Annotated in this window: 13 protein-coding genes and 1 tRNA gene; 13 read left to right on the forward strand and 1 reads right to left on the reverse strand. The window is 58.1% G+C overall.

Annotated elements, in window-relative coordinates; genetic code table 11:
* Positions 1-35 precede the first annotated feature (35 nt).
* Positions 36-266 carry a type II toxin-antitoxin system VapB family antitoxin gene (gene vapB, locus C9422_RS12250; RefSeq protein WP_116580835.1) on the forward strand — a complete coding sequence of 77 codons (231 nt, stop codon included), beginning with the start codon at positions 36-38 and terminating at the stop codon, positions 264-266.
* On the forward strand, positions 266-673 hold the full coding sequence (vapC, locus tag C9422_RS12255; RefSeq protein WP_007983250.1) for a tRNA(fMet)-specific endonuclease VapC: 408 nt from the start codon (positions 266-268) through the stop codon (positions 671-673). The genes vapB and vapC overlap by 1 nt, the downstream gene beginning before the upstream one ends.
* Before the next feature lie 77 nt (positions 674-750).
* Here vapC and gabP read toward each other — a convergent pair whose 3' ends face one another.
* Positions 751-2,142: a GABA permease gene (gene gabP / locus C9422_RS12260; RefSeq protein ID WP_015093062.1), complete on the reverse strand. Its 1,392-nt coding sequence runs from the start codon at positions 2,140-2,142 to the stop codon at positions 751-753.
* A gap of 564 nt (positions 2,143-2,706) precedes the next feature.
* Between gabP and C9422_RS12265 the strand changes: the two genes are divergently transcribed.
* From C9422_RS12265 to C9422_RS12320, 11 genes are all read left to right on the forward strand, one after another.
* A complete protein-coding gene (locus C9422_RS12265) occupies positions 2,707-3,480 on the forward strand; it encodes an ABC transporter ATP-binding protein (protein WP_007972784.1) in 774 nt (257 codons plus the stop codon).
* A 13-nt stretch (positions 3,481-3,493) separates the two neighbouring features.
* Positions 3,494-4,243: an ABC transporter substrate-binding protein gene (locus tag C9422_RS12270; RefSeq protein ID WP_007972785.1), complete on the forward strand. Its 750-nt coding sequence runs from the start codon at positions 3,494-3,496 to the stop codon at positions 4,241-4,243.
* Positions 4,244-4,315: 72 nt separating this feature from the next.
* The gene (locus C9422_RS12275; RefSeq protein ID WP_007972786.1) at positions 4,316-5,011 is read left to right on the forward strand and encodes an ABC transporter permease; all 696 of its coding nucleotides are present in this window, start codon (positions 4,316-4,318) and stop codon (positions 5,009-5,011) included.
* Complete coding sequence (locus C9422_RS12280) at positions 5,008-5,697, forward strand: ABC transporter permease (RefSeq protein WP_007972788.1); 690 nt, start codon at positions 5,008-5,010, stop codon at positions 5,695-5,697. Before C9422_RS12275 ends, C9422_RS12280 begins: the two co-directional genes overlap by 4 nt.
* The gene (locus tag C9422_RS12285) at positions 5,678-6,907 is read left to right on the forward strand and encodes a methyltransferase (protein WP_116580836.1); all 1,230 of its coding nucleotides are present in this window, start codon (positions 5,678-5,680) and stop codon (positions 6,905-6,907) included. The genes C9422_RS12280 and C9422_RS12285 overlap by 20 nt, the downstream gene beginning before the upstream one ends.
* A gap of 342 nt (positions 6,908-7,249) precedes the next feature.
* On the forward strand, positions 7,250-8,074 hold the full coding sequence (locus C9422_RS12290) for an FkbM family methyltransferase (protein ID WP_116580837.1): 825 nt from the start codon (positions 7,250-7,252) through the stop codon (positions 8,072-8,074).
* Between the two features lie 78 nt (positions 8,075-8,152).
* A tRNA-Thr gene (locus tag C9422_RS12295) sits at positions 8,153-8,228 on the forward strand.
* A 164-nt stretch (positions 8,229-8,392) separates the two neighbouring features.
* Positions 8,393-9,721, forward strand: a complete 1,329-nt coding sequence (locus C9422_RS12300; RefSeq protein WP_116580838.1) for an integrase arm-type DNA-binding domain-containing protein — start codon at positions 8,393-8,395, stop codon at positions 9,719-9,721.
* A gap of 921 nt (positions 9,722-10,642) precedes the next feature.
* Entirely contained in the window at positions 10,643-11,623 is a 981-nt protein-coding gene (locus C9422_RS12310; RefSeq protein WP_116580839.1) for an integrase domain-containing protein, read from the forward strand.
* Complete coding sequence (locus C9422_RS12315) at positions 11,620-11,895, forward strand: hypothetical protein (RefSeq protein ID WP_116580840.1); 276 nt, start codon at positions 11,620-11,622, stop codon at positions 11,893-11,895. The genes C9422_RS12310 and C9422_RS12315 overlap by 4 nt, the downstream gene beginning before the upstream one ends.
* 560 nt (positions 11,896-12,455) lie before the next feature.
* Complete coding sequence (locus C9422_RS12320) at positions 12,456-13,991, forward strand: phosphorylase (RefSeq protein ID WP_116580841.1); 1,536 nt, start codon at positions 12,456-12,458, stop codon at positions 13,989-13,991.
* Positions 13,992-14,013: the final 22 nt, after the last annotated feature.

A 14,013-nucleotide genomic window follows, 5' to 3' on the forward strand; every position in this document is an offset into this window, starting at 1 on the left:
GACTCAAAGCGCCAGCAACGGTGCAGGAGGTCCAAATGGAACAGACAACCCTTTTCATGAGCAATCGAAGCCAGGCCGTTCGCCTGCCAAAAGCCGTGGCCATGCCAAGCGACGTGAAACGGGTCGACGTCGTCGCCGTCGGCAGAAGCCGCATCATCACGCCCGCGGGTGAAACCTGGGACAGTTGGTTCGATGGCGAAAGCGTCACTGCAGACTTCATGACCGATCGCGAGCAACCTGCCGAGCAGGAGCGTGAGTCGTTCTGATGATCAAGTACATGCTCGATACCAACATCTGCATCTTCACCATCAAGAACAAACCACAGGCGGTACGGGAGGCGTTCAACCGTCATCACGGCCAACTGTGCATCAGTGCGATAACGCTGATGGAACTGATCTACGGAGCGGAAAAGTCAGCAGCACCCGAAAAAAACCTGGCGGTCATCGAGGGCTTCGCTGCCCGACTTGAAGTCCTGCCCTTCGACAACGAAGCAGCAGCGCACACCGGAATGATTCGATCCGAACTGGCAAAGGCCGGCACCCCCATAGGCCCGTACGACCAAATGATTGCCGGGCACGCACGCTCACGCGGATTTATCGTGGTCACCAACAATCTGCGGGAGTTTGAGCGCGTTCCGGGGTTACGCGTGGAAGACTGGGTTCATGTCGAATGAGCACAGAGCAATCGCCAGAAACAAAAACGGCCGCTTGTCATCACTGACAGCGGCCGTTTTGCGTTACGCGATATGGATCAGTTCAGCACTACCGCGCCACGCTTTTCCAGTTTGCGACGGCGAGCCACCAGCAAGCCGGCCGCTACTACCAGGGCGCTGAGCAAGCCGGTCGCGAGGATTTCCACGCGATGGGCATCCTGGAACAGCATGATGGTCAGGGCCGCAACGATGAAGACGATCACCGCGTAGGTCAGGCCCGGGAACAGCCACATGCTGAAGACGATTTTCTCACCACGGGCCATACGCTGCTTGCGCATGCGCAGTTGCGAAATCGCGATCACCAGGTACACCAGCAGCGCGATGGCGCCGGAGCTGGCCAGCAGGAATTCGAACACGGCAGCCGGGGCCACGTAGTTGGCGAATGTGGCCAGGAAGGCAGCACCAGTGGACAACATCACCGCCCAGTAAGGCGTACCACTTTTGTTGGTGCGCGTGGACATGGCCGGTGCATCACCGCGCTTGCCCAGGGAGAACAGCATCCGCGACGAGGTGTAGAGCGCCGAGTTCAGGCAGCTGGTCACAGCAACCAGTACCACGATGTCGACAATCATCTTGGCGTTCGGGATGCCCATGCGCTCAAGCACGGTCTGGTAGGAGCCCAGGCTTGCCAGTACCGGGTCGTTCCAAGGCACCAGGGCCACAACGATGAAGATCGACACGAGGTAGAACAAACCGATCCGCCAGATCACCGAGTTGGTGGCCTTGGAGATTTGCTTGCCAGGGTTCTTCGATTCCGCGGCCGCGATGGTCACGATCTCGGTGCCCATGAAGGAGAACATGGTGGTCAGGATCGCGCCCAGTACCGCGCCCATGCCGTTTGGCAGGAAGCCCTGAGTGTCGAACAGATGCGAAACGCCGCTGACCTGGCTGTTCGGCAGGAAGCCGAAGATCGCCGCTACGCCGAGAATGATGAAACCGATGATGGCCAACACTTTGATCAGGGCGAACCAGAACTCGAATTCACCGTAGTTCTTCACGCTGAACAGGTTGGTCACGGTCAACAGCATCGTGATGACCAGGGCGAAGGCCCAGATGTCCACGCCTGGGAACCATGCGTGCAGGATGGTCGCGGCAGCGTTGGCTTCCAACGGGATCACCAGAACCCAGAACCACCAGTACAACCAGCCGATGGTGAAGCCGGCCCAGTGACCGATCGCGCGGTCGGCGTAAGTCGAGAACGAACCGGTGTCCGGCGAGGCAACGGCCATTTCGCCGAGCATGCGCATCACCAACACCACCAACATGCCGGCGGCGGCGTAAGCCAACAGAACAGCCGGACCTGCAGCGGCGATGGCGTGACCCGAGCCGACGAACAAGCCGGCGCCGATAACCCCGGCAATCGACAGCATGGTCACATGACGCGGTTTGAGCCCCTGTTCGAGGCCGTTAGAGCTTTGGGTACTGCTCATTGAAACTACCTTTGTAAGGAAAAGCGAATGCGTGCATCCCGTTCGGCGATCCTTCTCGTAAAAAGAAGCCAACGGGGCGTTCTGGATTCTGCACGCAATAATTGCGCCAAAATGTTTCAAATGCCTCTAGCCCGGTGATCTCACTTCGACCGGACGGTCATCGCAACCCATTGAATTTAATGGCACTTTGCCAGAACGTTACCCTGCGACCCACTTTGCGGGGCAAATTCGCGCACCGGAAACACACCTGAAAATGGCCCGGCGCACATTAAAAGTGCACAACCGCTGCATTTGGCCGGATAGCGCTTCCAACACCCCGTCAAAGCTGGCAACATCGCGCCTTTTTTTGCGACAGCCACCGCGCTTTTTACCGACAGGCAATGTTCAAACAGCTGTTCGGTTGTTGATGGGGCGACAGTCTGCTGCGCCGATGCGACAACCTGCCACACGCCAGCCGTTTACTGTCCGTAGCGCTGTTGGCTGCCATTGAAACGCTATGCTAGGTTGGCCGCCTCGCCAGGAAGGCCGCCAACAGCAGGAGCGCAACATATATGAGGAACGCACATGGCTGAGGCCACGCCCGCGCTTGAAATCCGCAACTTGCACAAACGCTACGGTTCGCTGGAGGTGCTCAAAGGCATCTCGCTGACCGCCCGCGACGGCGATGTGATCTCGATCCTGGGTTCCTCCGGCTCCGGCAAGTCCACGTTCCTGCGCTGCATCAACCTGCTGGAAAACCCGCACCAGGGCCAGATCCTGGTCGCCGGCGAGGAACTCAAGCTCAAGGCTGCGAAGAACGGCGAACTGGTGGCCGCCGACGGCAAACAGATCAATCGCCTGCGCAGCGAAATCGGTTTTGTGTTTCAAAACTTTAACCTGTGGCCGCACATGAGCGTGCTCGACAACATCATCGAAGCCCCGCGCCGTGTGCTCGGCCAGAGCAAGGCCGAAGCCATCGAAGTCGCCGAAGCCCTGCTGGCAAAGGTCGGCATCGCCGACAAGCGCCACGCCTACCCGGCGCAATTGTCCGGCGGACAGCAACAACGCGCGGCCATCGCCCGCACCCTGGCCATGCAGCCCAAGGTCATCCTGTTCGACGAGCCCACCTCCGCGCTTGACCCGGAAATGGTCCAGGAAGTACTTAATGTCATCCGCGCACTGGCCGAAGAAGGCCGCACCATGCTGCTCGTGACCCATGAAATGGGCTTCGCCCGTCAGGTCTCCAGTGAAGTGGTGTTCCTCCACCAGGGCCTGGTAGAAGAGCAAGGATCGCCACAGCAGGTGTTCGAAAACCCGCTTTCGGCGCGCTGCAAACAATTCATGTCCAGCAACCGCTAACGGAGCTACCCACATGCAGAACTACAAAAAGGTCTTCCTGGCTGCCGCCGTCACCCTGGCGTTCAGCGCCGGTGCCATGGCCGAGACCCTGAAGATGGGCATCGAAGCGGCCTACCCGCCGTTCAACAATAAAGATGCCAGTGGCAATGTCGTCGGCTTCGACAAAGAGATCGGCGATGCCCTGTGCGCCAAGATGAAAGTCGAGTGCACCGTCGTGACCTCCGACTGGGACGGCATCATCCCGGCCCTGAACGCCAAGAAGTTCGACTTCCTGATCTCCTCGATGTCGATCACCGACGAGCGCAAGCAAGCGGTGGACTTCACCGACCCGTACTACTCCAACAAGCTGCAGTTCATCGCCAAGAAAGACGTCGACTTCAAGACCGACAAGGCCTCGGTCAAAGGCAAGATCATCGGCGCCCAGCGCGCGACCCTGGCCGGTACCTTCCTGGAAGACAACTATGGTGACGACATCACCATCAAGCTCTACGACACCCAGGAAAACGCTTACCTCGACCTGACTTCCGGCCGCCTGGACGGCATCCTGGCCGACAAGTACGTCAACTACGAGTGGCTGAAAAGCGACGCTGGCCGTGCCTACGAGTTCAAGGGCGACCCGGTGGAAGAAAGCGACAAGATCGGTATTGCCGTGCGTAAAAACGATCCGATCCGCGCGAAGCTGAACACCGCGCTGAAAGAAATCGTCGCTGACGGCACCTACAAGAAGATCAACGACAAGTACTTCCCGTTCAGCATCTATTGATTCTGACCTGCCTGACCGGCGCCTGATGGCGCCGGTTCTCGGCCTTGCCTGCCGCGATTTGAAAAGAAATCCATGATTATCGACCTCTACGGATTCGGCCCGGCGCTCGCCGCTGGCGCACTGATGACTGTGAAACTGGCACTCTCGGCCCTGTGCCTGGGGCTGGTGCTCGGTCTGCTCGGCGCCTTGGCCAAGACTTCCCCGTACAAGCCGCTGCAATGGCTTGGCGGTACTTATTCGACCCTGGTTCGCGGCATCCCGGAATTGCTCTGGGTACTGTTGATCTACTTCGGCACGGTCAACCTGATGCGTGCCCTGGGCGAGTTCTTCGGCAACCCCGACCTCGAGCTCAACGCCTTCGCCGCTGGCGTGATTGCGCTGGGCCTGTGCTTCGGCGCCTACGCCACAGAAGTGTTTCGCGGCGCGATCCTCGCCATCCCCAAAGGCCATCGTGAAGCCGGCGTGGCCCTGGGCCTGTCGAAGTGGCGCATCTTCACCAAACTGATCATGCCGCAGATGTGGCGCATCGCCCTGCCCGGCCTGGGCAACCTGTTCATGATCCTGATGAAAGACACTGCGCTGGTGTCGGTGATCGGCCTGGAAGAAATCATGCGTCACGCGCAAATCGGCGTGACCGTATCCAAACAGCCGTTCACCTTCTATATGGTCGCCGCGTTCATGTACCTGGGCCTGACGGTGCTGGCGATGACCGGCATGCACTTCCTGGAAAAACGCGCCGCCCGCGGCTTCGCGAGGAGCACCCAATGAACTGGGAAGTCATCATCAAGTGGCTGCCGAAACTGGCCCAGGGCGCGACCCTGACCCTGGAACTGGTGGCTATCGCCGTGATCGCCGGTTTGCTGCTGGCCATTCCGCTGGGCATCGCCCGCTCGTCGCGCCTGTGGTGGGTGCGGGCCTTTCCCTACGGCTACATCTTCTTTTTCCGGGGCACGCCGCTGCTGGTTCAACTGTTCCTGGTCTATTACGGCCTGGCGCAGTTCGACGTTATCCGTAACAGTTCGATGTGGCCCTATCTGCGCGATCCGTTCTGGTGCGCCACGGCGACCATGACCCTGCACACGGCCGCCTACATCGCGGAAATCCTGCGCGGCGCCATTCAGGCGATTCCACCGGGCGAGATCGAAGCGGCACGGGCACTGGGCATGTCCAGGCCAAAAGCGCTGTTCTTCATCATGCTGCCGCGCGCCGCGCGCATCGGCCTGCCGGCCTACAGCAACGAAGTGATCCTGATGCTCAAGGCCAGCGCCCTGGCCAGCACCGTGACCTTGCTGGAACTGACCGGCATGGCCCGCACCATCATTGCCCGGACCTACCTGCCGGTGGAGATCTTCTTCGCCGCGGGCATGTTCTACCTGGTGATGGCTTACGTGCTGGTGCGCGGCTTCAAGCTGCTGGAGCGCTGGTTGCGCGTCGATGCCTGCCAAGGGCGTTGATACGGACGTGTTGACGGGCGATGCCTTGCTCGCCCGCTTCACCGCACTGGATGCGTTTCTGACAGAGCACCAGGCACTGTGGAAACCCCGGCCGTTTACTCATCTGCAGCTTCCCTGGGAAGCGTCCTACCCAGCGTTGGCCGCATGGCTACGCGAACGGTCACTGGAAGACGCGGAAAACGCCCACAATCAACCTGCCCTCCTGAATGCGCCGGAACCCTTTGCTTCCTTGGCATCGATGTCCGTTGCATTGAGTGCTGTGGATGAATTGCCTGCGCACACACTCGATGCGGCCGGCCATCGACTGAACGTCGATGTACCGGGACGCAAATGGCAGCAGATCGAAGCCTTCGCCAGTCGATTGCAGTTTTCCGAAACACCGAAGCATTGGCTGGACTGGTGCTCGGGCAAGGGACACTTGGGGCGCCGCCTGCTGCAACCGGGGCAACAACTGACTTGCCTGGAATATGACCCGGCACTGGTATCCAGCGGCCAGACACTCAGCCAGCGCCATCACCTGCATGCGCTGCATATTGAACAGGATGTGCTCGCGGCAGACGCCGCTACTTTACTAAGTGCGCACCACACGCCCGTCGCGCTTCACGCCTGCGGTGATTTGCATGTGCGGTTGATTCGACTCGCCAGCGCCACAGCCTGCAAACAGCTCGCCATCGCGCCGTGCTGCTACAACCGGATCAGTCTTGCCCAATACTCGCCGATTTCCTCGGCCGCCCAAGGCTCCGGCCTGCAGCTTTCCCTCGACGACCTCGCGCTGCCCATGAGCGAAACCGTTACCGCTGGCGCCCGCGTGCGCCGTCAACGGGACACCTCCATGGCCCGGCGCCTGGGTTTCGACTTGCTGCAACGGCAACTGCGGGGCATTGACGAGTATCTGCCGACCCCTTCCCTGCCCAGCGCCTGGCTGGACAAACCCTTCGCCGATTACTGCCATCACCTGGCCGCACTCAAAGAGTTATCCACAGTCGGCCCGCAAGATTGGCCAGCGCTTGAAGTTGCCGGTTGGCAGCGTCTGGCCGAGGTGCGCAACCTTGAGCTGCTACGCGGACTTTTCCGACGCCCGCTGGAGCTTTGGCTGGTTCTCGACCGGGCACTTTTCCTCGCCGAACAGGGCTACAGCGTCCGCGTCGGTACGTTCTGCGAAACACCGCTCACGCCGCGTAATTTCCTGCTCCTGGCCGAACACGCTTAAACACAGCCAGCCTGTGGATAACTCTGTTGATGAAATAATCGTGGATCCAATATCCACGCCTGTTTTAGGGCTGAAACCTTCTGTTCATTTTTTGTACACCTGCATAAAAAATCGAAAAAACAGGTATTTGCGGACAAATGAGAACGGATCCACAAATTCGGCCTAAACCCGGTGCGCTGCCAATGCCATTGTGCATAAGCATTTAACCAAAACGACATAAATGCCTAATCCCGGACCGCAGACAGGGGAAATTGCACCCTTTCCCTTCTCTTGATATACACACACGCAAGGCAGCCCGTAGCGCGGCCACGAACAAGAAAATTCTTTCGACAGGATGCGCCCGTGACGTTCATTTCTTACGCACAGAATTTCGAAGACATACGCCTGTGGCGCGCCCTCAAGACCGTCGAGAACGGTTTCTACATCGACGTCGGGGCAAACGATCCCACCCATGACTCGGTCACCAAGGCGTTCTACGACAACGGCTGGACCGGTATCAACGTCGAGCCGATGCCCAACTACTACGAAGCCTTGTGCCAGCAACGCCCCAAGGACACCAACCTGCAATGCGTGGCCGGCGAAAGCGCCGACACCCTGACCTTCTACGGCATCGCCGGCACCGGCCTCTCGACCGTCGACCCTGCCATGGCGCAGATGCACAAAGACGCCGGCATGGACGTGCGCAGCCAAACCGTCCAATCGCGCACCCTGACATCCATCTGCGAAGAACACGCCCAGGGCCGCGCTATCCACTTCCTGAAAATCGATGTCGAAGGCCACGAAGAGACCGTCCTGCGCGGCATGGACTTCACCCAGTGGCGGCCGTGGGTCATCCTCATCGAAACCCCGTGGGAGCGCGACCAGACCTGGGAAACCCTCGTCACCGACGCCGGCTATCAGTCCATCCTGTTCGACGGCATCAACACCTACTACCTCGCCGAAGAACACCTAAACCTCAAACCCGCCTTCGACATCCCGCCGTGCAACCTGGACGAGTTCCAGTTCTGCAAAGGCCACAACTTCAGCCACCCCGTCAGCGACACCGAAAACCAGCTCGCCGCCGCCCTGCACCGCGCCGAACAGGCCGAAGCACAGCTGCGCTCAATGCAAAACAGTCGAACCTGGAAAGCCATTCAGAAACTCAAGAAAACCCTGCTGCGCGCCTGACCCGAAGCCCGCGTAAAAATAGTCAGAATTCAGGGGTTTACAGAACCTATCCAATCGCTATAATCGTCGCCCTGACACGCCGGTATAGCTCAGATGGTAGAGCAACTGACTTGTAATCAGTAGGTCCCGGGTTCGATTCCTGGTGCCGGCACCACATTAGGCTCCATTGCATTCCACCGAATGCTCTGGAAGCCCCGAAAACCCGCCTTTTGGCGGGTTTTTTCGTTCCAGGACCCTCTGTCGGGATCCAACAAAATCCCCCTTCCCCGAGGGTATGTTAGGGGTACTGCGATTTCCCGGTCAGGAGCGCGTACCCCCATGCCACGTCTAGCGATCCCCCTCAGCGACCTGCAATGCCGCACGGCCAAAACCCGCGAACGCGCCTACAAACTGTTCGACGGCGGCGGCATGTACCTTTTCGTCAAACCCAATGGCGTGAAGACCTGGCGCTTGAAGTACACCAAGGCCAGCGGCAAGGAAGGCACGCTCATCATCGGCAATTACCCCATCGTTACCCTTTCCGTCGCACGACGTAAGCGAGACGAAGCCAAGGCGTTGCTGCTCGACAACCTCGATCCAATGGAAGAAAAGAAAAAGGCCAAGATCGTAGCCCAACGGGCGGCACTGCTTTTCGAAACCGTTGCTCTGGAGTGGCACGCTGATATGTCCCGCCGCTGGACCGAAGGCCACGCAAAAACCGTAATGAGCCGATTGCGCACCCACGTTTTCCCGCTGATCGGCCAACGCCCCATCGCTGAACTCGATACCCACGATCTGCTAGAAATCACCCAGCGCATCAAGGAACGCGGCACCATGGATGTGGCGTTAAGGGTACAGAACTACTTATCCACCATCATGCGCGGGGCCAAAAGAGCCCGGCAGATCACCATGAATCCTGCACTGGATCTGGCAGGCTCGATTCACGCGCCGCGCACAGTCCATCGCCCGGCCCTATCCCTCAACCGCCTACCCGAACTGCTACACCGTATCGACAACTACAACGGCCGCGAGCTGACGCGCCTTGCCGTGCTGCTGACTCTGCATGTGTTCGTCCGCTCCAGCGAGCTGCGCTTCGCTCGATGGAGTGAGTTCGACTTCCAACGCGCCATGTGGGAAATCCCCGATACACGCGCACCGATTGAAGGGGTACGCAACTCCACACGTGGGACGAAGATGAACGGCGACATTCAAATGGTTCCGCTATCGCCGCAGGCCATCGAAATACTGGAGCGCCTGCGCAGCCTCAGTCGCTTTTCAGAGTTGGTGCTACCGGGCGACCACAAGTACTGGAAGCCCATGTCCGAGAACACGGTGAACACCATGCTCCACAACGTCGGCTATGACACCAGCAAGGAGGTGTGCGGCCACGGCTTCAGGACCATGGCCTGTAGCGCCCTACTGGAGTCCGGGTTATGGACCGACGCAGCCATCGAAAGACAAATGAGCCATAAGGAACGCAACCGCGTGCGCGCCGCGTATATCCACAAGGCCGAATTCCTCGAACAGCGCCGGCTGATCATGGCGTGGTGGAGCAACTACATCGACGCCAACCGCCATGGGCATGTGACTCCCCACGAGTTCGCTCACCCAGTCGGCGACAACATCACTGCCCTACAAAATAGCCGTGGTGCATCCAAACGTGGGTAAGCCAATGAGATCACCGCAGTCCGCCCTTCCACGCGGGTCCATCCAAGCAGGGCTGCAAAGCCGCCCTGCTTGGATGGACCTCACTTAAAAAATCTAAAGCCCGCGCAACTGTCTGTGGAAAACCACAGATTTCCACCGGTGGATAATTTCATCCACAGCCGCAGAGCTCCCAAAAACTCGAGCCTTGACCTGAATTATCCACAGGCGTAGAAAAGATCAGGCAAAGCGCTGTCGCTGACAGCAACCCAGGTAGCCAGAACCTCTAAGGCTACGCCACACCGTGGTGGTTCACCCAAAGTGCGATAAGCGTCCGGCGGCTCGCACGGTCACTCGCCGAGTGATGGATGCCTACTTTAGATCATTGCCATTGCGGCAAATACATCCCCGCTACCCAGCAGCCCAGCAGCCCAGCAGCCCAGCAGCAAGCTATCCGCTTGGCCATTTCACTGCGCCAACCTGCGCCCGTCTCTTTCTCCCGGAAAGAGACGGGCGCTCCTACCACTGCTGCAGCCCAACTCGTACAAGGCTTTGCGGCATTCCCCCTCGTGACAATCGGCGTGACAAACACCGAAATCACCAGCAACAGCGATGCAGATGATGGTGCCGCAGCCTACGGAATGGACTGCACCTGACTGACAGTCAGGCATGCCCCTGTCATCGCATTAATGCCTTCACCTGACTCAGGATCTCGCGGCGCTGGTCTCGTCAGCCAATGCAGCCTCCACCCGCCCACTTCCTCGGAAGTGCTCAGGAGGCCAGATCATGAGATGCCCAAGCTCCCGGTCGTAAAGAGCCGCCAGTCCCGCGTTAGTGGACAACCCTCACAGGTCGCAGGGGCCTTGATCCCTGATAACACTCAGCATTCTTGGCGGGATGACGTGGGGATGGTTTTAAAAGTTTGGCTTCAAGAGGCGTTTGATTATGGCATTGGTAGGCAGACGGGATGGGCGGAATTTTGGCTATGGCCGGCAATTGAGTTATGCCGGGCCACAGGCGTTGCGCGATCTGTTTGGCGGCGGGCATTACGGCACGGTCAAGGCGCACAGTGATCGCTGGCAGGCGTTTGTACGCTGGTGTCGGTCGGAGGAAGGGCCGGGGTTTAACGATGCGCGGCAGATTAATTGGCAGACCTTGCTGGACTACGCCCGACATCTGCGCCAACAAGTTGAACAGGGTGAGCTGGCCATCGCCACTGCGCAAAACCGGTTGTCCAGTGTGAATCGGACCATGGCCGCGCTTCGCGGTGATCAGTATGTGAAAGTGCCGAGCCCGAGTAAGGCGCTGGGAATGCGGCGCACCACTGTTCGTCGTTCAGTGCCGCAAGGCCAAGACCGCGAACAGGTGAAGCGGATCGTAGAGGTACTTTGCGAAAACCAGCAGACGCGCGTCGCGGCCATCGCTCAGTTAGCGCGAGCCACCGGTATGCGTTTGCGTGAGGCGATTTTGGCCGACCTTCCTCGACTGCAACGGGAAGCCGAGCAACTCGGGAGGATCAACATCCAGGACGGCACCAAAGGTGGCCGCGGCGGAGCAACAGCACCTCGCTGGATAATGGTGGATAACCATGTTCGCGAAGCACTCAGATATGCCGAGCAGGTCTTACCGCTTGGCAGCCGCAACCTATTAGCACCGAACGAAAGCTACCTTAATTTCCAACAGGGAATCGTCCGCCCCGCACGGGAGGTCCTCCATACGCACAACCTCAAAGGCTTCCACGAATTGCGGGCAGCCTATGCGTGCGAACGCTACGAGCAAATCACCCAGCATCTCGCCCCCATCAACATTGGCAGGTGCTGCCAGCTCGACCGGCGCCTCGATCAGGAGGCACGCGCACAAATGAGCTATGAGCTGGGGCACGGTCGTATCGACGTAGTTTCGGCGTACATCGGCGGCCGACCATGAGCAAACCATTCGATATGGAGCTGTTTCTAACGGGCGTGCTGGCAGGATCACCTGCAACACGACAACGCCACCTTCGTCAGGCAAACACTATCCAAGCAGCCATTGCTGATCGCTGGCAACGCGAGAATCCATGGACTTGGCAGAGAAAACACCTTGCGTGGTTTTTGAACCACCACCTAAACCAGCACGCTGAATCGACGCGCTATTACTATTTGCTGACCACGCAATTACTCATTTATCGCCTAGGAAAATCCTGGCAGTTCAACCGCTAAATTAAGGTCAGAAAACGGCCAGAAGCAATGGAATGGACTCCTCCTCACCTCGGCATCTTGAGTGCCAGACTGAATGAACGAACCGTGCTAAACCGCTAAAGCCTGGTGCCATATCAAATTTCCACACAGCCATTGAAAATGGCCTTTAGCCACCCCATTTATTAAGCATGGGCTCAGATGACACCAGGGAAGGAATTAAACATGATGGCCACGACATGCAGAGCCATAAGAAGACGGGCTCTCACAGCAGAGCGTTTAGCCCCGTATTTGCGAACTATCCCTAAGATTCATCATCAAGCCGTATCCATTCACGATTTGCGTGATGGCAGGTACATGCGCGATAGCGATGCGCTGCAATCAAATAAATGCCGCAGCTCTGATCTGAAACCCTTCCACTCCTTTTATTCACCCAACGCCAAATCTCGCTTACTGAGCACATTCACGCGTCATAAAATTTGTGGAAGGCCTGAGCATTCGGCTGCGCAAAAAAAGACAAAGGATCAGCTGCGTGCTTCTCTAAAACGCGCTGGAGAGCAGTCAAAATTCAAACGGTACCGCTGATGAACGCCCCCCTTGCACTTGCCAATAGCTGGATTCTTCTCGCAGGCAGTATTTCAACTGCCACCGATAACACGCAGATCGACAAGGCGCATGAATTTGTCGATGCCTTCGTCAAAGAAGCCCTCGCGGGTGGAGGAGGTTTCGTAGCGTATTTCGCCGCCGAACCAGTCAATGCCGACAACAAGCCTCTTCTCTTTGATTGGACGGTCGCTCAGGCCATCAATCAGGTCTTCCCGGGTGAGCACGAAAAGCCGCGACTAAAGGTTGTGGCCTCTCATGAAAGGCTGAAAACGAAAGCCAGCCGAGAGCAACGCGACCTCTTGAACGGGATGATTGCTCGAGGAGTAGCAGAGCTAGTTCCAATGGACGAGGAAATCGTGACCGGCGGCAATGTGGGCGATGAGCAGGTGGCTCATGCCACGCTGATGGTCGTCTTGGGTGGAGGTAAGGGGGTAGTGGATAGAGCTCGGAAGATGATAAAAAAGTCAGCTCCCGTTCTACCACTAGACTTGGAACTGGGTGCAAACAGTGAGGACGGTGAAGGCGCTCTTAGCGTACTGAGGTCTTTTCGAACCACACCTCTGAACTACATGCCGTTCTCTGGAAACACAGTTGTAAAAAGGCTTCCTTCACTTTCTCTTCAAGAACCGGTGCTGCCAATTTCCGATATCGCCAAGCGGATTGTTAACATTTTTTTTGAGGAGGAGCAGGCGAGAATTTCGGCGCTGCCGCCAGACGTACTTGTGTTGACAGCTTTACCGATCGAGCTTGCAGCTGCGAAGCAGGCCCTTGGCATTGCTGAAGATGCGGTCGCTATTACCACAACCTCAGGCCTTCACACCTGGAAGGCGCCGGTTATTCGCCGAGATGGTGGAGTAGCTAGCTGCATGGTTGCGTGCTTTGCAAATGCTGGCAACGTCGATGCAGCCGTGGTGACTGCGACGCTGCTCACTGAATTTAGGCCCGATAATGTGGTGATGATGGGGATTGCGGCCGGCATTCGCAAAAAGTGTGCTCTAGGGGAAGTGGTAATAGCAGAGCGCATCGTCGCCTATGGCGGGCAGGCCGTGTTGGCTAATGGCGTGATTGAGCCCCGACCTGAAATGACAAAGTTGGCGTTCCGGGTTCGCCAAGATCTCGCGAGTTACCTATCCAATCCTGCCGGATTGACGGCGCGTCTTACTCCCATATACGAGCGTATGGATATTGTCCTTCCTGCGAGTACCAAGGGCACTAAAGTGGCGCAAGGCGTCGTCCCTAAGGCGGCAACCGTCGCAAGCGGGGAGTGGCTAATTCGTGACCCTGAAAAATTTCTTCAGTTGCGCGAATTGCACGGAAAAATTGAAGTGGCCGAAATGGAGGGCGCCGGGGTCTTCGCGGCTTGCGAAGCACATAACAAGCCGGTGTTGATGATTCGCGGCATCAGCGACTTCGGAGACTCGAAGAAAGACAGTCGGTTCCATCACTGGGCTTCACAGGCCGCCGCTGCAGTCACTGTTGACTACATCGCCTGTGGTCTGTCGCTGAATTCTTAATGCCAAAACTAACCGCGTCATT

It is taken from the genome of Pseudomonas sp. B1(2018), assembly GCF_003097365.1.
GTDB classification, from domain to species: Bacteria; Pseudomonadota; Gammaproteobacteria; order Pseudomonadales; family Pseudomonadaceae; genus Aquipseudomonas; species Aquipseudomonas laurylsulfatiphila.